Here is a 20,218-nt window from a genome sequence, read left to right on the forward strand (position 1 = left end):
CGCGGGCTAATCAGCCCGCCTGCTTGAGCAGATCCCGCAAGGACATACCGGCGTCGGCCAGGCTCGCAGCGCTGGCGCGGGCCCGGCGTTCAACGAGCCGTTTTCCCACCCCCATATCGGGCGCGCGGTTGACTGTCAGCACACCTTCGATCGCCTCGCCGGCCAGGAAGAAGGCGACGAAGGCGTTGCTGTCCATCTCGCCGCGGATCGCCACCTCGGCTTCCACCGGAATCTGCCCGCAGAACTGGATGTTGAGATCGAACTGGTCGCTCCAGTACCACATCGGCTTGCAGTAGGAGACCTCCTGCCCCAGCATCGCCAGAGCAGCCGCCTGCGCCTGGTCCGCCGCGTTTTGGTAGGTTTCCTGCCGGAACCGACCGCCGAAAAACCCGTCCTGCTCGGCCACGTCGCCCGCCGCGAAAACCGCCAGGTTGCTGGTCTGGCAGCGACGGTCGACGATGATCCCGTTGTTGACCTCGATCCCGGCATCGCGGGCCAGCGAGGTGGCCGGCACGATTCCCACCCCCACGATCACGGCATCGCACGGGATCACGGTGCCATCGTCTGCCTCGACCGCGCTGACACGGTTGTCGGAAAACCTGAAGCCGGTCACGCCGCAGTTGAAATGGGTCGCGACTCCCCGCTTGCGATGTTCCTCGCCCAGCCATTGCCCAAAGCGCCGGCCGAGCGCTCGCTCCATCGGCACCGGCATCGGCTCGACGACGGTGACCTTGCAGCCGAGTTTCACCGCACTGGCGGCGACTTCGGCGCCGATCACGCCCATGCCGACAATCACGATGCTGGCCCCTTCGCGCAGGTCGAGGGCCATGCGGGTCGCATCGTCGCGCGTACGCAGATAATGGACGTTGGCGCAATTGGACCCGGCAAGGTTGAGCTTGCGGGCATGGCCGCCAGTGGCGAGCAGAATCCGGTCCGCCTGAACCAATTCGCCGCCCGACAGGCGAACCCCGCCGCCCGCAAGGTCGATCGCTTCGGCGCGGGTGCCCAGCCGCATGTCGATACGGTTGTCATCGTACCAGGCCTCGTCCTGGAGGAAGAAATTGTCCGGGACGTTGGCCGGGTCCCACAGCACTTCCTTGGACAGCGGCGGACGTTCATAGGGACGCCAGGGTTCTTCGCCGATCAAGGTGATTCGCCCGTCGAACCCCGCCTGCCGCAGGGCTTCGACTGCGCGCCCACCGGCCAGATTCGCACCAACAATCGCAATCGAGCGCACTTGGTTCTCTCCCCACTTTCTGTTTGCCACGTCCGGGCTGCTCGCCGCATCCCCAAATCAGCGGTTTTCATTGCACATTATACAACTCGTTGCAAGTGATGGACGCCAAGGCTCTCGCTACCGTCCGATCTTTTCCAGGCGCGATGCAAGCTGCCGCCGGGTCAGGCCTAGGTCTCGAGCTGCCTGCGCGACATTGCCCCGCGCAGCTTCCAGCGCGGCTTCGACGATCCTGCTCTCAACGGCTTTCAGCCCTTCCCCTTTCTGCCGCAACAGTCCGACCAAGTGACTGATTGACTGATCCTGTTCTTTACCGACCTCGGCGCCTGACACCCGTCCATCGTTGGTCAAGGCCAGGCCGGCCCTGATGCGCATGCGATCCGAGCCGAGGAAGAGGTGCCGAAGGTCGATCGCCTCGCGATCGTTCACCAGCAAAACCGCGCGTTCGACCATTCGTTCGAGTTCCCTGACATTGCCTGGATATTCGTGCATCAGCAGGGCATTGATCGATCTGGCAGTGAAGCCGGCGACCTCACGCCGATGGCGCCGTGCGTACTTCGCGCGGAAATGTTCCATCAAGCCGGGAATGTCCTCGCGGCGGTGACGCAAGGGAGGAACCTGGATCGGCAAGGTAGCGAGCCGGAAGAATAGATCGGCGCGGAAATGGCCTGCTTCCATTGCCGTTTCCAGGTCGATGTTGGACGCCGCGAGCAACCTCACATCGACCCTCGTGGTCCTGGTATCGCCGACTCTCTCGAATTCGCCCTCCTGAATGACCCGCAGAACCTTGCTCTGGGCCAGCGGGGACAGCATCGAGATTTCATCAAGGAACAGTGTGCCGCCATGCGCCAGCTCGAACCGTCCCGGGCGGCTTGCCACCGCGCCCGTGTAGGCACCCTTTGCCACGCCAAACAGTTCCGCCTCGATCAGCCCTTCGGGTATGGCGGCACAGTTGAGCGCCACGAACGGCGCGTCCTTTCGGAGACTGGCGCGATGCGCCATCTTGGCGAACACTTCCTTGCCGACGCCGGTCTCGCCCAGGAACAGTAGGCTGGCATCGGTCCCGGCGGCGCGTTCAATCATGTTCCGGACGGCGTGATACCCGGCTGAAACGCCGGGGACGAATTCGTGCCGATCGGCCTGCGAGTTCGCCAACATCTGCGGCGGCACCGATTTCTCGACGTCGTCGAGTTCAGGCCATTCCGCTTCCGGCTTGGCGTGCAGCAGACAGGCGCCGTCTCCCATCCCCTGGCATTCGATCTCCCGCATGACGATCGGCTGGCCCGCGAAGGAACTGGCAAAGCCGCTCGCAAAGCCGGTTTGCAACCAGCAGACCGAATCGGCGCTGACGCCATCCGTTGCCAGATGGACCGCGGCCTCGATCGAATCGTGGACGACAAAGCTGCCGTGGAAATGGCCGCTCGCCGAATCGCTGTCCAAGGTCTCAATCTCGGTCCAGCCAAACCCGGTCAGCGCATGGGCCTGGGGCCCAACCGCAAAGGCTTCGAGAAACCCGCGATCGGGGCGCAGTTCCTTCGCCTCGACCGCGCACCTCGCGCCTTCCGCAAAGCCCATGTCCCAGAACAGGCGTCGCGCCCGCGCCAGTCCGAGTTGCACCACCAGCTGGCTGCGCAGCGTGGTCAGCGCCGATTGGCTCAAAAGCACGCATCGTTCGCTGTCGCGCCAGATGCGGCCCTGCTCGGGCGAAAAGCGCAAGCGTTTGGTAAGGTCGGCGTAGCCGGGAAGCTGTTTCATCGCCATCCTTTTTACCAAAATGTCAATCCTGCACCACGATTTTCTGAACAATTGACGCAAATGACAATCCCTGAAAGCAATCGAGCGTGAGCCGATCCCCCTTATCGAGCATGTTTGCGCCATTTTTCACCTTGGCATGATCTTTGCTTTATCCATGGCTACGTGGAACCGCCCGCTCCAAGCCGGGAGGTCCAACGGAGGAGAGGAGAAGGCCAATATGGATGTTGCAGATCTGGTCGATACGAGCACAGGCCGCCAATCACGCTCGATCTATTCCAGCGAGCCCATCTACCGCCAGGAGCTTGAGCGCGTCTTTGGCCGATGCTGGCTGTTCCTTGCCCACACCAGCCAGATTCCGCAGCCCAACGACTTCTTCCGCACCTACATGGGCGAAGACGACGTCATCGTCATCCGGCAGAAGGACGGCTCGGTAAAGGCCTTCCTCAACACCTGCACTCACCGCGGCAACCGCATCTGCCGCGCCGATCGCGGCAATGCCCGGTCCTTCACCTGCAACTACCACGGCTGGTCGTTCGCCCCAGATGGCGCGCTGGCAGGCGTGCCGCTCGAAAACGAGGCCTATTTCGGCGAACTCGACCGCAGCAAGTTCGGGCTCGTGCCGGTGGCGCAGGTCGCCGAATACAAGGGATTGATCTTCGGCAATTTCGATCCCGCCGCGCCGTCGCTCGAAGACTATCTCGGCGACGCCAAATTCTATCTCGACGTCTGGCTCGATGCTCTGCCCGGCGGCACCTCGCTGGTTGGCGAAACCCAGAAGATGGTCTTGAACACCAACTGGAAGCTGCCGGTCGAAAATGTCTGCGGCGATGGCTATCACCTGGGCTGGGCCCATGCCGGGGCGATGATGGCGGTGCAGTCGATGGACCTGTCCGGCCTCAGCGTCGGCAATTCCAGCGCCAACCTCGAAGGCGGGCTGTCGGTAGCCGGGCTCAACGGCCACATGGCGCTGACGTTTCTCGACGGCGTGTCCGGCTATGCTTTCTACCCCGATCCGAAGCCGATGCTCGACTATCTGGAGGCCAACCGGCCGACCGCGATCGAGCGGCTCGGCAAGACCCGCGGCGAACAGCTGTGGGGCTCTCAGATCAACATCACGATCTTTCCCAACCTCCAGTTCCTGCCCGGCCTCAACTGGTTCAGGGTCTACCATCCCAAGGGACCGGGCCAGATCGAGCAATGGACCTGGGCCATGGTCGAAAACGACATGCCCGAAGAGATCAAGGCGACAATCCTCGACAACCAGTGCCTGACCTTCGGGCTGGCCGGCCTGTTCGACAACGACGATGGCGACAACCTTGCCGCCTGCACCGAACAGTCGCGCGGCTGGCGCACTTCGCAGATGGATGTCTACACCAACATGGCGCTGGGCCGCTCCGGCGCGCGCGAAGGCTTTCCGGGCGACATTGCCGCCGGCCTGGTCAGCGAACACAATCAGCGCTACTTCTACCGCCGCTGGCAAGAACACATGCAGGCCTCGAGCTGGAGCGACGTTCCCGCCTACAATCTCAATTCGCTGGCATCGCGGGAGGCCGTCGATGCTTGACGTACGCCCCCAACCCGCCCTGCATGACACGGTAACCGCCCTTACCCAGCGCCTCTTCCATGAGGCGCGGCTGCTCGACGACGAGCGCTTCGAGGAGTGGCTGGAGTTGCTGTGCGAGGACGTGTCCTACCATATGGCGCTCAAGAGCCGTCGCTTCCGGGCCGATCGTTCCGCCCCGATCGCGGTCGGCGCGGGGAATGTCTTCAACGACAATCTCGCCCGGCTGAAGCTGCGGATCGATCGCCTGCGCTCCGGCTTTGTCTGGGCTGAGGATCCGCCGAACTTCGTGCGCCGGGTGGTCTCGAACGTCGAGGTTTTGGACGCGGACGAGCCGAACGAAGCGGTGGTTCATTCGGTGGTGGTGATCCACCGGAACCGGATCGACGGGCAGACCCGGTTGCTCACCGCCGGACGCACGGATCGCTGGCGCAAGGGGGGCGAAAGCTGGCTTCTCGCTGCGCGCGAAATCGCGCTCGACCATTCGGTGCTGCCCGACAGCAACGTCAACGTATTTTTCTAGATCAATACAACGGGAGACGATGACCATGCGTTTGGAACGGATCGGCCGTGAGCCGGAATTTTCGCGTTACATGGACCTCAAGGAAGGCTGGCTCGACCGCCGCATCTTCAGCGACGCGGAAATCTACGAGGAGGAACTGTACCGCATCTTCGCGCGATCCTGGCTGTTTGTCGCCCATGAAAGCCAGCTGCCCAAGGCCGGCGATTTCCTGACCACGCACATGGGCGAGGACGCGGTGATCGTCACCCGTCAGCCCGATGGCTCGATCAAGGTCTACCTCAATTCCTGCCCGCATCGCGGCAACAAGGTCTGCTTCGCGGATGCCGGCAACACCCGCCGGTTCGTCTGCAATTATCACGGCTGGGCCTTCAACACCGCCGGAGAACTGCAGGGCATGCACGAGGAATACTGCTACGACGAAGGCGACATCGACCGCAAGAAGAACGGACTGCGGCAGGTCGCCCGGGTCGGCAGCTACAAGGGGCTGGTGTTCGCCACCTTTGCCGAGGACGGCCCCAGCCTCGACGCCTGGCTCGGCGATTTCCGCTGGTACCTCGACATGCTGCTCGACAACGAGGAAGGCGGCACCGAACTGATTGGCGGCTGCATCAAGTCGGTGATCAGCGCAAACTGGAAGTTCGGGGTCGAGAACTTCATCGGCGATGCCTACCACGCGGGCTGGACCCACGATTCGGGCTGCCGGTCGATGAACAACGGCCAGCCCTTCCCGCCGATCGACATGGATAATTCCTACCATGCCAGCGTCAATGGCCACGGCTGGGAATTCGGCACCGAGGGCGTGGGCGACCTGTTCCTGCTCGGCCGCCCCAAGGTGATGGAATATTACGAGAAGATCCGCCCGAAGATGGCCGATCGGCTGGGCACGATGCGCTCGCAGATCTTCGGCTCGGTGGCCTCCGCCTCGATTTTCCCGAACGTCTCGTTCCTGCCGGGCATTTCAACCTTCCGGCAATGGCAGCCCAAGGGTCCGATGCAGTTCGAGCTCAAAACCTGGGTGATCGTCAACAAGGCGATGCCCGACGACATCAAGGACGAAGTGACCAAGGGCGTGATGCAGACTTTCGGCCCCGGCGGTACATTCGAGATGGACGATGGCGAAAACTGGGAGAACTGCACCACGGTCAACCGCGGCGTCGTCACCCGGCACGAGAAGCTGCACTACCGCTGCGGCATTGGGCGCCAGATCGATCACGATACCCTGCCCGGAATCGTCTATCGCGGCCAGTACAACGACGCCAACCAGCGCGGCTTCTACCAGCGGTGGCTGGACATGATGGAGGCCACCGATCTCGGCGCGATGCCGCCGCGGCCCGAACCCCGCCTGACCGGGGTGGCCGAAACGCGCGACCTTCCCGGCCTGTTCGCGCTTTGAGAGGATATTTGACAATGAACCAGACCACCACTCTCGAACGCCCCCGCACTGGCGCAACCGCTTCGCTGGAATTGACCCATGCGCTGACCCAGACGCTTTATCGCGAAGCGCGCTGCCTGGACGATGAAGACTATGTCGGCTGGGTAGCAATGCTCGCTGACGACCTGCATTATCACATGCCGGGGATCGAGACCCGCTATCGCCGCGATACGACCGATCAGGTCACCGACCTGACACGGATGGCCTATTACAACGACAGCCTCGACGAGATCAAAAAACGCCTCACGCGCCTGGAAACGGGCACGGCATGGTCGGAAGATCCGGCCACGCGCTACGCCCACATCGTCACCAATGTCGAAGTGGAACACACCGACAAGGCGGATGAGTTCAGGGTGTTCTCGAACTTCTACGCCTATCGCAACCGCAACGAACGTGACGAGGATTCGCTGATCGGCAGCCGGATCGACATCTGGCGCGAGACTGGCGGTGCCTATCAGCTGGTCAAGCGCCGGATCATCCTCAAGCACAACGTGATGCTCAGCAAGAACCTGAACATCTACCTCTAGTAATTCCCGGCGCGACATCGGGTGAACCCGTCTGTCGCGCCGTTCAATCAAAAGACAATCGGACGCTCCCCGCATCCGCGGGCAGGTGCCCAAAATCGGAGAGAAGCCATGGATGCTCTGCGCTATTTTCTGGTCCCCGCCATGACCCTCACCGGCGTTGCGGGTTTCATCCTCGGCGGCCCGTTCGTCTGGCTTGGGCGGCCCGTTCGTCTGGCTTGGCATCGCCACCTTCGCGGTGCTGATGCTACTGGATATCGTCCTGCCGAGCGATCACAAGGCGCGCTCGCGCGGGATTGCACTGGTTGCCGATATCGCACGATTTACTTGCAATTCCCTTTGATGGTTGCACTCTATCTGGCGTTCGCGAATTCGGTGGCGACCGGAACCAACCCGATCTGGGGAACCGATGGTTCGGCATGGCAATTGATCGGTTCGATCGCCAGCCTGGCCTGGCTGTCGGCTGTCCCGACCCTGCCAGTGGCGCACGAGCTGATGCATCGCCGCCATTGGTTCCCACGGGCCGTGGCCAAGGGCCTGAGCGCCTTTTACGGCGATCCCAACCGTGATGTTGCTCATATTGTCACCCACCACGTCCATCTTGACACCGCGAAGGACAGCGACACCCCGCTACGCGGACAAACGATATACAGCTTCGTGTTCCAGGCGACCTGGGGTTCGTACAAGGACACTTGGGAAAAGCAGGGCGAAATCCTGTCGCGTCTCGGACATTCGCCGTGGAGCTGGCGCAATGTCATGTGGCTCCAGCTGGTGCTGGTCGGCGCGATCATCCTGGGGGTTGCCGCGGCGGCAGGGCCGATCGCCGGATTCGCTACTGTTGGCGCAATGTTCTTTGCCAAGATGTTCGTCGAAGGCTTCAATTATTTCCAGCACTATGGCCTGCTGCGCGTGGAAGGCGATCCCATCGCGAAACACCACGCCTGGAACCATCTTGGCATGATCGTGCGTCCGATAGGCGTGGAAATTACCAACCACATCAACCACCATCTCGACGGCCACATTCCCTTCTACGAACTTCAGCCCGAGCCGAAGGCGCCGCAGATGCCTTCGCTGTTCCTTTGCTTCCTGTGCGGCCTTGTCCCGCCCGTCTGGCACCGGTTCATCGCGCAGCCGAGGTTGAAGGACTGGGATCTACATTTCGCTTCGCCAAGCGAGCGCAAACTAGCGATGGCGGCGAACACACAGACTGGTTGGCCCGCTTGGGCCACCACCGACTGACGGTTCCACCCGCATGGGGGTTTTCCTCTCCGATTGCCCCCATGTAACCTTGGCGGGTCCCTTTAACGGGGATCCCGCTTCTTTTTCACAATTTCTTCATGTCCATGCAAGGCGACCCATGCAATGTTCTCAATTCTCAAGAAGCAGCGATCAAGCAAGGTCAGTATTGCCGGAGAACCGGCAATCCTGGAGATCCCACGAGGCAAAACGCTGCTTGAAGCGATGCTGGCAGAGGGGCTGGCCATGCCGCACGACTGCAAGGTCGGTTCATGCGGCACTTGCCGGTTCAAACTGATGGACGGCAAGATCGGGGAACTGAGTCCTTCGGCCCTGGTTCTCGAACGCGATGCGCTTTCACAAGGGTACCGCCTGGCATGCCAGGCGATGCCGCGCTCGGACCTGGTCATCGCACTTGATGCCCCTTTATCCCGCCAGCAGGCTGTGGAAAGTTTCACTGCGACCATCGTTGCCACGTCCCGGCTTTGCCCGGACATCATCAATCTTGTCGTCAAAATCGATCGCCCGATGCAGTTCTCGCCGGGCCAATATGCCGACCTCACGGGACCGGGCATGGCCGAACCGCGCAGCTATTCCTTCGCATTCGCCCCCGAACGAGGAGAGGCACAGCGGCTCGAATTCCATGTCCGGCACGTCCCCGGCGGCCTCTTCACCGATTGGCTGTTCGGTGAAGATCGCATTGGCCAGACGCTTGATCTCTCAGGTCCCTTTGGTCAATTTCGCCTCAATGACAGCTCAGCGCCGATGCTGTGCCTGGCAGGCGGCAGCGGCCTTGCCCCGATCATGGCGATCTTGCAGCAAGCCCAGTCCATGGGTGCGAACCGTCCGGTAACCCTGCTCTACGGGGCCCGGACCCGCCAACACCTCTATTGTCTGGACGAGATCGAAGCGCTTAGCGCGGCCTGGGATGCGCCCTTCGAATTTGTTCCGGTACTTTCGGAAGAGGATGCGGGCAGCGACTGGACCGGGGGCCGAGGGTTGGTCACCGAGCCGATCGCACGGCTTCCCGGCCTGACCCGCACCGAGGCTTATTTGTGCGGACCTCCAGCCATGATCGACGCCGCCGAAGCCCAGCTTATACAACACGGCGTGTTGCCGGAAATGATCGCCGCGGATCGCTTTCTCGACAAGAGCACGATGCGCTGAACCCCGGACTTCGGATGCGGTTCGAAGATTGAACGGATCCGTTCCTGGCCTCGGTCCGATACGCCGGAACCGGACCGAGGCCGGCCCGGGCGCGCAGTGCTCAGTTGTCGACCAGAACCATCTTTCGCACCATGTCCTGAACATCCACTTTTGCCTTGTTGTCCAGCAGCACAGCAACCCGGTTGAGGGTCGCGATCACCGAGGTGTACTGGCCATGCGCGTAATAGGCATCGATCGGGTAGACGACTGTCTTGTCGACCGGCGCCCGCTGGTAGCTGAGCTGGCCGATGCCATAGATCGCAAGCCCGCCTGCTTCGGCATGCCCCATCATGCGTTCGGCCCGATCCCGAGTGATATCGCCGCCGAATTCGACCAGTTCCGGCGGAGCAATCGTTGGTCCCACATGGGTTGGCTTCCACCGCGCGGCGCCGATCACACCCGCCACGTTCAGCAGTTCCTTGAACTCGAATTTTTCGGCCATGGTTCTCGATCCTCCACATTCGGATACAGGGTGTCGTTCCTGCGGTGTTTGCCGTCTGGCCGAACCAGCGGATCAGGCGTCGGGGCGCTTGCCGATGCCGACGCCGCCGTCGCTGAGCAGAACCGTTCCGGTCATGTATGCGGAATCGCGACGCGAAGCCAAAAGCGCGTAGAGACCTGCATGATCGTCCGGCTCGGCGATCCGCGCCAGTGGCGTCATGCCCGCGATCATTCCGTCCAGGCCAAGCATCTCCTCCATCTTGGTTTCGGAAAACCCGCCAGTCTTGGTGCCGCTGAGCGGAGTTCGGGTGCCGCCCGGCGCGACGCCATTGACCCTGATATCGGGTGTCAGTTCCCAGGCCAGCTGCCGGATCAGGCCAAGCACCGCGTGCTTCGATGCGACATACAGTGTCCCGCCGCCGCCAGTGTAGTAGCTCGACGTCGAGGCGGTAAAGACGATGCTGCCTTTGGTTTTCCTCAGTTCGGGAATCGCGGCGCGCGCACCGAAGAAATACCCCTTCAGGTTGACGTCAAAGATTTCGTCGAATGTCTTTTCCAGAAGCTCGGGATCCTGCTGCTCAAGGGGCACCATGAAATCCCAGATCCCGACATTGCCGACAAAGACATCCAGCTTGCCGAATGCCCCGACTGTCTCGGCGACGGCCCGGGCATTGTCTGCAAAGGAACGGACGTCGCCCGCGACCACGGCGACCTTGTCACCGTGGCGCGAACGCACCAGCTGGGCCTGCTCGTCGTCTCGGACGAGCACACCAACCCTGGCCCCTTCTTCAATATAGCGGGCGACCACCGCCGCACCAATTCCGGTTGCGCCGCCAGTCAGCAGCGCAACCTGTCCTTCAAGCCTTGCAGACAATGCCACTCTCCTCTTCAAGCCGGTTGTGCGGGGTTGCTCGGCCTTACTGGTCGAACATCCCCACGCGACCTTCCTGCAGATTGATGACCACCGACTTCGTCTGCGTATAGTGGTGCAGCACCTCATGGCTGAATTCACGGCCGAAACCGCTCTGCTTGTATCCGCCCAGCGGCATGTTGGGCTTGAGATTGTAGTAACGGTTGACCCACACGGTTCCGGTTTCGAGCTTGCGGGCAATCCGGTGCGCGCGGGAGATGTCCCTGGTCCAGACGCCACCGGCCAGGCCATAGGTCGTATCATTCGCCAGCGCCATCATATCGTCTTCGTCGTTCCAGGTCAGCACGCTGGTGACCGGGCCGAAGATTTCCTCGCGGGCGATACGCATCGAGTTGCTGACGTTGGTGAAGACCGTTGGCTTGATGAAATGCCCGTCGGCGAGGCTTTCGTTGCGACTGCCTCCGGTGAGGACCGTGGCACCTTCCTCGGTAGCCAGCTGAAGATAGCTCTGGACCTTGTCCATCTGCATCTGCGAAGCCTGCGCACCAAGCTGGGTGGCAAAGTCCAGAGGATCGCCCTGGCGGATGCCTTCGAGGGCCACCTTGAACTTGGCGAGGAACTCGTCCTGGATCGATTGGTGCAGGAACAGCCGCGAACCGGCCAGGCAGACCTCACCCTTGTTCAGCACCGTCGACATCGTGGCGCTCTCCACTGCCGCATCGATATCGGCATCCGCGCAAACGATGTGCGCCGACTTGCCGCCCAATTCCAGAGTCTGGGGAATGATGTTCGAGGAAGCATACTGGATGATCCGGCGAGCCGTCGCCACCGAACCGGTGAACGCGACCTTGCGGACATCCTCGTGGGTCACCAGCGCTTCACCGACGTCGGCGCCGTAACCGGTCACGACGTTGATTACGCCCGGGGGCAGAAGGTCGGCCATTTCGACGAAGAATTCGATAACCGAAAGGCAGACGGTTTCCGCGGGCTTGAGCACCACCGTGTTGCCTGAAGCCAGGGCTGGCGCGATCTTGCAGGCCATCATCAGGATCGGGACGTTCCATGGAATGATCTGCGCGCAAACGCCCAGCGGCTCGCGGTGGACGATGCCGATCGCATCGGGATAGTCCAGCGTCTGGCCGTGTAGGCCATAGGCTGCGCCGGCGAACACTTCGAATTGGCTTATAGCCTGCGGCATGTCAAAGTACATCGATTCGCGGATCGGCTTGCCGTTGTTCAGAGTTTCGAGCGTTGCGTAATGTTGGTGGCGCGCCTTGAGCCGACGGGCGACCTCGATCAGGATTTCCTGGCGCTCGGCGGGCGAGCTTTCCGACCACTTCGGGAAGGCGGCCTTGGCCGCCGCGACCGCGCGCTGAATGTCCTTGGCGTTGCCCGCCTGGATCTTGGTGAGCACCGCCCCGGTCGCCGGATTGATCAGGTCGATCGTCTTGCCGCTGTCACCCGAAACCCATTCACCGCCAATGAAGTGGCCGTATTCCGGCTTGATGCCGTATTCGTTTTCCGCGCTTTTCAGTTGAGTAGCCATCTTAAAACTCCTTCCAACCTTATTCCACTGCAATGACCAGATCTTCGGCCGGGAACAGACGGCAAGCCAAGGCATAACCTGCCTGGCGATCGCTATCCGACACCTTCGCCGCACTCATCTTGCCGGTCCGGTAATCGCCTTCGACTACCCTCACCCGGCAAATTCCGCATCCGCCGCCCCGGCAACCAACCCCGATATCGCCGGCACCACAACGTTCCATTGCGAGGAGGACCCGCTCGTCCCCGCCGCAGGTGAACTCGCCGCCGCCAACCACGCGGATTTGATAGAGGCCGGTCACGGTCCTAGCCTTGTCCAGCCGCCTTCGCGGCCGCTTTGGCAGCGAAGGTCTCTCCACCCACCGCGAAATGGCCCGGCGGCATCTCGCGCAGGATGATGCGAACCGATTCGCGCGGCGCACCGATCGCTTCGATGGCGGCAGCGGTCAAAGCCTGGATCAACCGCTCCTTGTCGTCGGGAGTCCTCCCTTCGAGCAAGTTGACCTCGATGATCGGCATTCAGGCCTCCACCTGGAACATGACCGAACCCAGCCCTTGGACGGTCGTGCGCACCGTTTGACCAGGTGCCAGATTGGGCGCGGCGGTGATCCCGCCCGCCATCACGATGTCCCCGACCGAAATCTCCTCACCAGCTTCGGCAACAAGCCTGGCTGCCGCGACCAGCGAGCGTAGTGGGTGGCCGAGAATCGCGGCGGTCGAGCCGATTTGCTTCACTTCCCCGTCGATTTCGAGGTACACGCCGAGGTTCGAGAAATCCATTGCTGGATCGTTCCAGGAGCCGATCACCAGCCCGGACGACGAGGTGTTGTCGGCGATGACATCGGACAACGCGAACTTGAAGTTCTCATAGCGGCTGTCGATGATTTCCATGGCCGGGGCAATCGCCTCGACCGCCGCCAGCGCGGCCGCCGCCGTCACCTTACCGGCCAGCGGCGCCTTCATCAAAAAGGCGACTTCCGGCTCGACCCGCGGATGGACAAAACGCGCCCGCGACATGGCCGTGCCCTCCTCGATCAGCATAGCATCGGTCAAGCGCCCCCAGGCGACCTCGTCGACCCCGACCTGCAGCATCTTGGCGCGGCTCGTCAGCCCCATCTTGACCCCGATGCGGCGTTCGCCCCGCGCCAGCCGCCGATCGACCGACAGCTGCTGGACCCGGTAGGCATCCGCGACGCTCAGGTCGGGATCGGTATGGGTGAGCTGCGGTGTGGCACGCGCGTGCAAAGCGGCGCTGTCGAGGATTTCGGCGTATCGCTCAAGTTTGTCCATTGCCTTGGGCCTATGCTGCACGTGCGGAAACAAGATCGAGCGCGACATCGACGATCATGTCTTCCTGCCCCCCGACCATCCGGCGCTTGCCCAGTTCGATCAGGATTTCGCGCGTATCCAGCCCATACTGTTCGGCGGCCTTTTCCGCGTGACGCAGGAAGCTCGAATAGACCCCGGCATAGCCCAGGCTCAGCGTTTCGCGATCCACGCGCACCGGGCGGTCCTGCAACGGACGGATGATGTCCTCTGCCGCGTCCATCAGGGCCATCACGTCGCAGCCATGGTTCCACCCCTTGCGGTCGGCAGCGGCGACGAACACCTCGAGCGGGGCGTTGCCAGCCCCTGCCCCCATTCCGGCTAGGCTCGCGTCGATCCGCACCGCGCCTTCCTGGGCAGCGACGATGGAATTGGCGACACCGAGCGAAAGGTTGTGGTGGGCGTGGATCCCGCGTTGGGTTTCCGGCTTGAGGACGCGGTCATAGGCCCGCAGGCGATCGCGCACCCCGTCCATGTCGAGCGCGCCGCCGCTGTCGGTCACATAGACGCAATGCGCCCCATAGCTTTCCATCAGCAGGGCCTGCTGCGCCAGCGCCTCGGCATCGATCATGTGGCTCATCATCAGGAAACCCGAGACATCCATGCCGAGGTCGCGGGCAATGCCGATGTGCTGCTTGGCGACGTCGGCCTCGGTGCAATGGGTCGCCACCCGCACCGAGCGCACGCCGAGCGCATAGGCGCGGCGGAGTTCCTCGACCGTGCCGATACCCGGCACCAGCAATGTGGTCAGCACGGCGTTCTTGATCACATCGGCGGCGGCCTCGATCCACTCCCAGTCGGTATGCGCACCGAACCCGTAGTTGAACGACGTGCCGTTGAGGCCATCGCCGTGCGACACCTCGATCGCATCGACGCCGGCATCGTCCAGCGCCTTGGCAATGGTGCGGACACTTTCGGTGCCGTACATGTGAAGAATGGCATGCATGCCGTCACGCAGGGTGACGTCCTGGATGTAGAGCTTTCCGGTTTCGGGATTGAAGGTCATGCTGCCACCTTTTCAAGGCGTTGTTGGGCCAGACGCTCACCCGCTGCCTTGGCGGCGGCGGTCATGATGTCGAGGTTGCCGGAATATTTCGGAAGATAGTCGCCAGCGCCCTCGACCTCGAGGAACACGCTGGTCTTCAGGCCGACGAATTCGCCGTATCCGGGGATCTTCAGCGGCCGGTTCGAGCCGAACCGTTCGAACTGCACTTCCTGCTTGAGGCGATAGCCGGGCACATAGGCTTGCACGGTTTCGACCATTTCCTTGACCGAGGCGCGGATGGCGTCCTCGTCCACCTGATCGGTCAGCGTGAAGATCGTGTCACGCATGATCATCGGCGGTTCGGCGGGATTGAGGATGATGATCGCCCGGCCGCGGCCGGCACCGCCCACTATCTCGATCGCCTGCGCGGTGGTCCGGGTGAATTCGTCGATGTTCGCGCGGGTGCCGGGCCCGGCAGAACGCGAGGACACCGACGCGACGATTTCGGCGTAGTGGACCGGGGTCACCCGCGAAACCGCGGCGACAATGGGAATGGTCGCCTGGCCGCCGCAGGTGACCATGTTGACATTGCGGATTTCGCTGTCGAGCACTCCGCCGACCGGCGGAACAAAAAACGGCCCGATCGCGGCAGGGGTCAGGTCTACAACCAGCTTGCCGTCGGCTTGCAGGGCCGCATCGTGTTCCTTGTGGGCGTAGGCCGAAGTCGCATCGAACGCGATGCCAATCTCGGGGTAGGCCGGCAGCTTGCGCAGCCCTTCAATACCCTCATGGGTTGTCGCCACGCCGCGTTCGCGGGCCATGGCGAGGCCTTCCGAGGCCGGGTCGATCCCGACCACCGCCGCCAGTTCAAGGGTATCGGACCCCTTGAGCAGCTTGATCATCAAATCGGTACCAATATTTCCGGAGCCGATGATGGCGCATTTCATCTTGGTCATTCTTCGATCTCTCCGTTCATCTGCGTCAGCCGGCCTCGGCAGCGAAAGCCGCCCGCACCGTTCCGACGCCATTGATTCTCGCTTCCACGACATCGCCGCGCGCGATCCCGGCCATGGGCCCGAGCGCGCCGGACAGGATCACGTCGCCTTCAAGCAGCGGGCGTCCGACCCGGGCCATGACCCGCGCCAGCCACAGCGATGCGGTGATCGGGCTGCCGAGGCAGGCAATCCCCGCCCCTACGGAGATCGGCTCGCCCTTTGCCTCCATCACCATGCCGCATTCGCGCAGGTCGAGCGCTTCGAGCTTGCGCGGCACCGCCCCCAGCACGAACAACCCGCTCGAGGCGTTGTCGGCGACGGTGTCCCAGATGCGGATGTCCCAGTTGGCAACACGGCTATCGACGATCTCGATCGCGGGTACGACATATTCGACCGCGCGGATCATCTCGGCCGTGGTGAGATCGGGATAGAGCAGGTCCCGGCCGACCACGATCGCGATTTCGGCCTCGACCTTGGGCTGGATGACCTGATCGAGCGAGATCGGAATTCCCTCGGGCACGTCCATATCGGAAAACAGCATGCCGTAATCGGGCTGATCGACGCCAAGCTGGCGCTGCACCGCCAGCGAGGTCAGGCCGATCTTGCGGCCGACCAGGCGCCGTCCGCTGTCAAGGGCGTGCCGGGTGTTGATTTCCTGCACGGCGTAGGCGGCATCCACCCCGCCGGCCGAAATGACATCGCGAATCGGCGCCACCGGCTTGCCGCTGGCAGCCGCGCCCCTCAATTGCTCGGCCGCCTGCTGGATGGCCGTGGGATCGATAGTGGTTTCAGTCGTCATGGTCTCAGAGCTTCACGCAGATGTTTTCGGTTTCGGTGTAGAATTCGAGACTGTGCACGCCGCCTTCGCGGCCGATCCCGGAATGTCCCGAACCGCCGAATGCGGTGCGCAAATCCCGCAGGAACCAGCAATTGACCCAGCAGACGCCAACCTGCATCGAGGCGGCCACGCGGTGCGCCCGCGAGAGGTTTTCGGTCCAGATCGTCGCGCACAGCCCATAGTCGGTATCGTTGGCTAGGCCGATCACCTCGTCTTCGCTATCGAAGGGAATGACCCCGCAGCACGGCCCGAAGATTTCTTCGCGCATCACCGAACTGTCGTGCGCCAGGCCTGTCCACAACGTCGGCTCGACATAGAAGCCGCCCGTTTCGTCCCCCGAAAGCGCGGGAACCCCGCCCCCGGTGACGACAGTGGCGCCTTCGGCCACCGCGCGCGCATAGTATCCCAGCACCTTTTCCTGATGCTCCGCACTGATCAGCGGGCCAAGGTAGGCGGGATCGCCGGTTGCACCTGGTTTGAACGCCTTGGCCGCCACCGTCATCCGCTTCACGAATTCGTCGAAAACCGGCCGTTCGACATAGACCCGCTCGGTCCCGAGGCAGACCTGCCCGGTGTTGAGAAATACCGAACGCGACAATCCTTCGACCACCTTGTCGAGATCGGCGTCGGCAAACACCACGGCTGGATTCTTGCCGCCCAGCTCGAACGAAATGTCGCGCACCCCGACCGCGGCCTTCTGCATGATCGCCTGGCCGGTGCCGGTTTCGCCGGTAAAGGTGATTGCATCGATGTCGGGGTTCGAGGTCAGAAATTCACCGGCCGAACCCGCCCCGAAACCGTGCACCACGTTGTAGACCCCTTCGGGCATCCCGACCGCGTTCATGACCTCACCCAGCAGCGCCGCGGTCCGCGGCGTCTCTTCGGATGGCTTGACCACAACCGTGTTGCCGCAAGCCAGGGCAGGTCCAACCTTCCAGGTCATCAGCAGCAGGGGAAAGTTCCACGGGCAGATCACCGCGATCACACCCTTGGGCTTGCGCACCACGTAGTTGAGCGCCTGCCCGCCATCGGGCGTTGCCGTTGCAAAGGATTCGGTCGGGGTAGTGGAGATGACGTCGGCAAACATCCGGAAGTTCGCGGCACCGCGCGGAATGTCGATATGCGAGGCGACATGGCGCGGCTTGCCGGTATCCGCCACTTCGGCTGCGAGGAAATCGTCCGCGCGGCGCTCGATCTCGGTGGCGACCGCGGAGATGAGCTTGACCCGTTCCGCCGTGGTCATCTTGCCCCAGGGGCCGTTGAGCGCCGCCTTGGCCGCGGCAACCGCATCGGCCACATCGGCCTCGCTCGCCTCGTGGACAGTACCGATCCGAAGGCCGGTCGCAGGAGCGAAATTGTCGAAGGTCTTGCCGGTGCTTCCACGGCGATAATCGCCCCCGATGAAATTCAGGATGGTGTCGGTAACAGCCGGGATATTCTCATGTGCCATGGGCTCTTCAATTCTCCGTAGCGTCTTGTTTCAGTGCCGCGATGGCCGGACACTCAATATTGCGTCGCCCCGATCGAGATGAGGGCTGCGTTTGCGCACTGCGTATCCTGTTCTTCGGTTCCGCCCGACACTCCGATCGCGCCGACGATTTCGCCGGCGATCGCGATCGGCAGTCCGCCGCCGAACATAGCGATTCCGGGCTTCGCGGCGATACCTCCGCTTAGCGCGGGATTGCCTGCGACCATCTTGTAGACGTCCGGCGACGGAACCTTGAAGCTGGCAGCGGTATAGGCCTTGTCCTGCGCGATCTGAGAGGAGGGAAACGGGGCCCCGGTGGCGCGCAACAGGGCGACCAGTTCCCCGGTGGCGCCAACCACTGCGGCGACGAGGGGACAGCCCGCCTCGCCGCCTTTCGCCACCGCGACCTGCACCGCCTTGGCGGCAAGATCGTGTCCCACCGACCGGATTGTCGCCACTCCGTTCATGCTCAGGTGTTCACCGTCATGAAGCGGTCGTTGAGCGCCTTCTCGTAATAGAAGATCGCCTTGCCGGCATTCTCGGCCTGCCACATCCGGCGCGGATTGTCGGGATAGTAGGTGTAGCCGCCGCTGAACGTCTCGTTCCGGTTGCCCGAGGGGTCGAAGAAGTAGATCGTCTGCCCGCGTGTGATCCCATGGCGGGTCGGGCCGATATCCAGCGAAATGTCGTAGCGGCTGATGATATCCGCTGCATGGCCAACATCGTGCCAGGAATCGAGAAAAAACGAGGTGTGGTGAATCCGACCGTCCTCTGGATAGCCGAGGAACGCCACGTCATGGGCCTTGTTGCTGCATGACAGGAAAATGCCCATGCGTACACCCGAAGTCTCGTCCACCAATTCCTCGGCCACCGAAAAATCGAGAGCCTCGACAAAAATCTTTGCGCTCGCCGAAATATCGACACCATTGAGGGCGCAGTGATCGAACCTGGTCGCGCGCATACCGCGCGGTTCGGCGATCCAGACGTCCGGATTGCGCACGGCCGGACCGCTCTCGGACAGCTCCATCTCGGCATAGAGATCGAACACGTGGGAGGTTGGCGTATTGAAGCGGATCTTGCGGCCAACACCAGGATCCTCTCCGGCCGCAATCACGTCGACATGAACCCCGATGTCGAGCAGCCGTTCGGCAAAGTGGTCGAGATCGGCATCCCTGGCGACCTTGAAGGCCATCCGGTCGAGCCCGGCAGAATCGGCTTCGCGCAAAATGATGCTGTGGCGATCGAACTCGTCGAAGGCCTGGAAGAAAGCCCTGCCTCCCTCGACGCTCACCAGGTTGAGGCCGATACGGTCACGATAGTGCTGGATCGCTTCATCCAGATCGAGGACGCGCAACTGGACATAGCCAGGGCGAAGTACACCGGTCAGTGCCATTTCAGTTCTCCTTGTCCCTTCAGGCCTTGAGGCCGTTCTCTAGAAATTCAGTGACCATGCGGTTGAAGCTCGCCATCCGTTCGATCTGAACCCAGTGGCCGCATTCCGCGAACACGTGCAGGTCGGCGCGCGGCAACAGGCTGGCCAGGCGAACGGTGGACTCCAGCGGAATCACCTGGTCGAACAGGCCATGCAGGATGAGCGTTTCGTGTTTAAGTGCCGCCACGTCTTCCTCGCGGCTAGCCAGCATCGCGATGTTGCGCTGCCGGTCAGCCCCGCCGAACGTCGCGTGATACGGCTCGTGCGCTTCCGGACGCGCACTCGCTTCGTAGCGCGACTGGACCAGGTCTTCGGTTAGCCGGCTGTGATCCCAGGCAAGGTACTTGAGCGAGGCGCGCATTTCCTCCAGCGAAGGCTGGTAGCCCCAGACCAGGTCGAGCGCAGGCGTGATCGGGAAATCGAGCCCTGCCGGCCCCATCAGCACCGCCCTTTCGACCCGATCGGGATGCGCGATCATGAACGCCAGGGTTATGCCGCCGCCGAAGGAATTGCCGACCATCGAGACCTTGTCGATCCCGAGGCTATCGAGTAGCGATGCGACCTGATCGACCCAAACCCGCTTATCTTCGATCCGGCCCTTCGAAGCCGAATAGCCAAACCCGAACATGTCGGGCGCGATGACGCGGAAGCGCTTCGCGAGCTCGGGCATGTTGAGCCGCCAATTGGCCCAGGCAGTCACCCCGGGTCCCGATCCGTGGATCAGCAGGACCGGTGCGCCATCGCCCAAATCGTGATAATTCGTGACGCTGCCATCAACCGTGATGGACTTGCCAATCTCCGGGCGTGCGATGTCGTTGGCTACGGCAGTCATGGCTCTCCCAATCGATA

21 protein-coding genes are annotated in these 20,218 nt (G+C 62.5%); 6 read left to right on the forward strand and 15 right to left on the reverse strand.

Annotated elements, in window-relative coordinates; translation table 11 throughout:
• Positions 1–10: 10 nt before the first annotated feature.
• The gene (locus tag ACUCV3_RS23705; protein WP_037508656.1) at positions 11–1,237 is read right to left on the reverse strand and encodes an NAD(P)/FAD-dependent oxidoreductase; all 1,227 of its coding nucleotides are present in this window, start codon (positions 1,235–1,237) and stop codon (positions 11–13) included.
• Between the two features lie 117 nt (positions 1,238–1,354).
• Positions 1,355–2,989 (reverse strand): sigma 54-interacting transcriptional regulator, encoded by a 1,635-nt coding sequence (locus tag ACUCV3_RS23710; protein ID WP_482241204.1) that lies wholly within the window; start codon positions 2,987–2,989, stop codon positions 1,355–1,357.
• Positions 2,990–3,206: 217 nt separating this feature from the next.
• Between ACUCV3_RS23710 and ACUCV3_RS23715 the strand changes: the two genes are divergently transcribed.
• From ACUCV3_RS23715 to ACUCV3_RS23740, 6 genes are all read left to right on the forward strand, one after another.
• Positions 3,207–4,553 carry an aromatic ring-hydroxylating dioxygenase subunit alpha gene (locus tag ACUCV3_RS23715; protein ID WP_037508659.1) on the forward strand — a complete coding sequence of 449 codons (1,347 nt, stop codon included), beginning with the start codon at positions 3,207–3,209 and terminating at the stop codon, positions 4,551–4,553.
• A complete protein-coding gene (locus tag ACUCV3_RS23720) occupies positions 4,546–5,073 on the forward strand; it encodes an aromatic-ring-hydroxylating dioxygenase subunit beta (RefSeq protein ID WP_025548211.1) in 528 nt (175 codons plus the stop codon). The genes ACUCV3_RS23715 and ACUCV3_RS23720 overlap by 8 nt, the downstream gene beginning before the upstream one ends.
• Positions 5,074–5,143: 70 nt before the next feature.
• A complete protein-coding gene (locus ACUCV3_RS23725; RefSeq protein WP_234906619.1) occupies positions 5,144–6,466 on the forward strand; it encodes an aromatic ring-hydroxylating oxygenase subunit alpha in 1,323 nt (440 codons plus the stop codon).
• A gap of 14 nt (positions 6,467–6,480) precedes the next feature.
• Positions 6,481–7,032, forward strand: a complete 552-nt coding sequence (locus ACUCV3_RS23730) for a 3-phenylpropionate/cinnamic acid dioxygenase subunit beta (protein ID WP_037508662.1) — start codon at positions 6,481–6,483, stop codon at positions 7,030–7,032.
• A 108-nt stretch (positions 7,033–7,140) separates the two neighbouring features.
• Positions 7,141–8,268 (forward strand): alkane 1-monooxygenase, encoded by a 1,128-nt coding sequence (locus ACUCV3_RS23735; protein WP_276609684.1) that lies wholly within the window; start codon positions 7,141–7,143, stop codon positions 8,266–8,268.
• Between the two features lie 123 nt (positions 8,269–8,391).
• Positions 8,392–9,432: a 2Fe-2S iron-sulfur cluster-binding protein gene (locus ACUCV3_RS23740; protein WP_037508665.1), complete on the forward strand. Its 1,041-nt coding sequence runs from the start codon at positions 8,392–8,394 to the stop codon at positions 9,430–9,432.
• Between the two features lie 100 nt (positions 9,433–9,532).
• Here the strand turns inward: ACUCV3_RS23740 and ACUCV3_RS23745 are convergent, their stop codons facing one another.
• From ACUCV3_RS23745 to ACUCV3_RS23805, 13 genes are all read right to left on the reverse strand, one after another.
• Complete coding sequence (locus ACUCV3_RS23745) at positions 9,533–9,913, reverse strand: hypothetical protein (RefSeq protein ID WP_025548202.1); 381 nt, start codon at positions 9,911–9,913, stop codon at positions 9,533–9,535.
• 72 nt (positions 9,914–9,985) lie between these two features.
• Entirely contained in the window at positions 9,986–10,792 is an 807-nt protein-coding gene (gene hcaB, locus ACUCV3_RS23750) for a 3-(cis-5,6-dihydroxycyclohexa-1,3-dien-1-yl)propanoate dehydrogenase (RefSeq protein ID WP_482241205.1), read from the reverse strand.
• 37 nt (positions 10,793–10,829) lie between these two features.
• A complete protein-coding gene (locus ACUCV3_RS23755) occupies positions 10,830–12,329 on the reverse strand; it encodes an aldehyde dehydrogenase family protein (RefSeq protein WP_025548198.1) in 1,500 nt (499 codons plus the stop codon).
• 19 nt (positions 12,330–12,348) lie between these two features.
• Positions 12,349–12,627, reverse strand: coding sequence for a 2Fe-2S iron-sulfur cluster-binding protein (locus ACUCV3_RS23760; protein WP_025548196.1), 279 nt, complete (start codon positions 12,625–12,627; stop codon positions 12,349–12,351).
• A 4-nt stretch (positions 12,628–12,631) separates the two neighbouring features.
• Positions 12,632–12,844, reverse strand: a complete 213-nt coding sequence (gene thmT / locus ACUCV3_RS23765) for a 2-hydroxymuconate tautomerase (RefSeq protein ID WP_037508667.1) — start codon at positions 12,842–12,844, stop codon at positions 12,632–12,634.
• Positions 12,845–13,615: a 2-keto-4-pentenoate hydratase gene (locus ACUCV3_RS23770; protein WP_037508671.1), complete on the reverse strand. Its 771-nt coding sequence runs from the start codon at positions 13,613–13,615 to the stop codon at positions 12,845–12,847.
• Positions 13,616–13,625: 10 nt separating this feature from the next.
• Positions 13,626–14,657, reverse strand: coding sequence for a 4-hydroxy-2-oxovalerate aldolase (gene dmpG / locus ACUCV3_RS23775; protein WP_037508674.1), 1,032 nt, complete (start codon positions 14,655–14,657; stop codon positions 13,626–13,628).
• On the reverse strand, positions 14,654–15,592 hold the full coding sequence (locus ACUCV3_RS23780) for an acetaldehyde dehydrogenase (acetylating) (protein ID WP_037508677.1): 939 nt from the start codon (positions 15,590–15,592) through the stop codon (positions 14,654–14,656). The genes dmpG and ACUCV3_RS23780 overlap by 4 nt, the downstream gene beginning before the upstream one ends.
• A 25-nt stretch (positions 15,593–15,617) precedes the next feature.
• Complete coding sequence (locus ACUCV3_RS23785) at positions 15,618–16,430, reverse strand: 2-keto-4-pentenoate hydratase (protein WP_037508679.1); 813 nt, start codon at positions 16,428–16,430, stop codon at positions 15,618–15,620.
• A gap of 4 nt (positions 16,431–16,434) precedes the next feature.
• On the reverse strand, positions 16,435–17,919 hold the full coding sequence (locus ACUCV3_RS23790; RefSeq protein WP_037508681.1) for a 2-hydroxymuconic semialdehyde dehydrogenase: 1,485 nt from the start codon (positions 17,917–17,919) through the stop codon (positions 16,435–16,437).
• 53 nt (positions 17,920–17,972) lie between these two features.
• Positions 17,973–18,377, reverse strand: coding sequence for a heme-binding protein (locus tag ACUCV3_RS23795; protein ID WP_240511587.1), 405 nt, complete (start codon positions 18,375–18,377; stop codon positions 17,973–17,975).
• A gap of 29 nt (positions 18,378–18,406) precedes the next feature.
• Entirely contained in the window at positions 18,407–19,330 is a 924-nt protein-coding gene (locus ACUCV3_RS23800; protein ID WP_037508695.1) for a catechol 2,3-dioxygenase, read from the reverse strand.
• Between the two features lie 19 nt (positions 19,331–19,349).
• On the reverse strand, positions 19,350–20,201 hold the full coding sequence (locus ACUCV3_RS23805) for an alpha/beta fold hydrolase (protein WP_188083140.1): 852 nt from the start codon (positions 20,199–20,201) through the stop codon (positions 19,350–19,352).
• Positions 20,202–20,218: the final 17 nt, after the last annotated feature.

It is taken from the genome of Sphingobium sp. VMM, assembly GCF_056790315.1.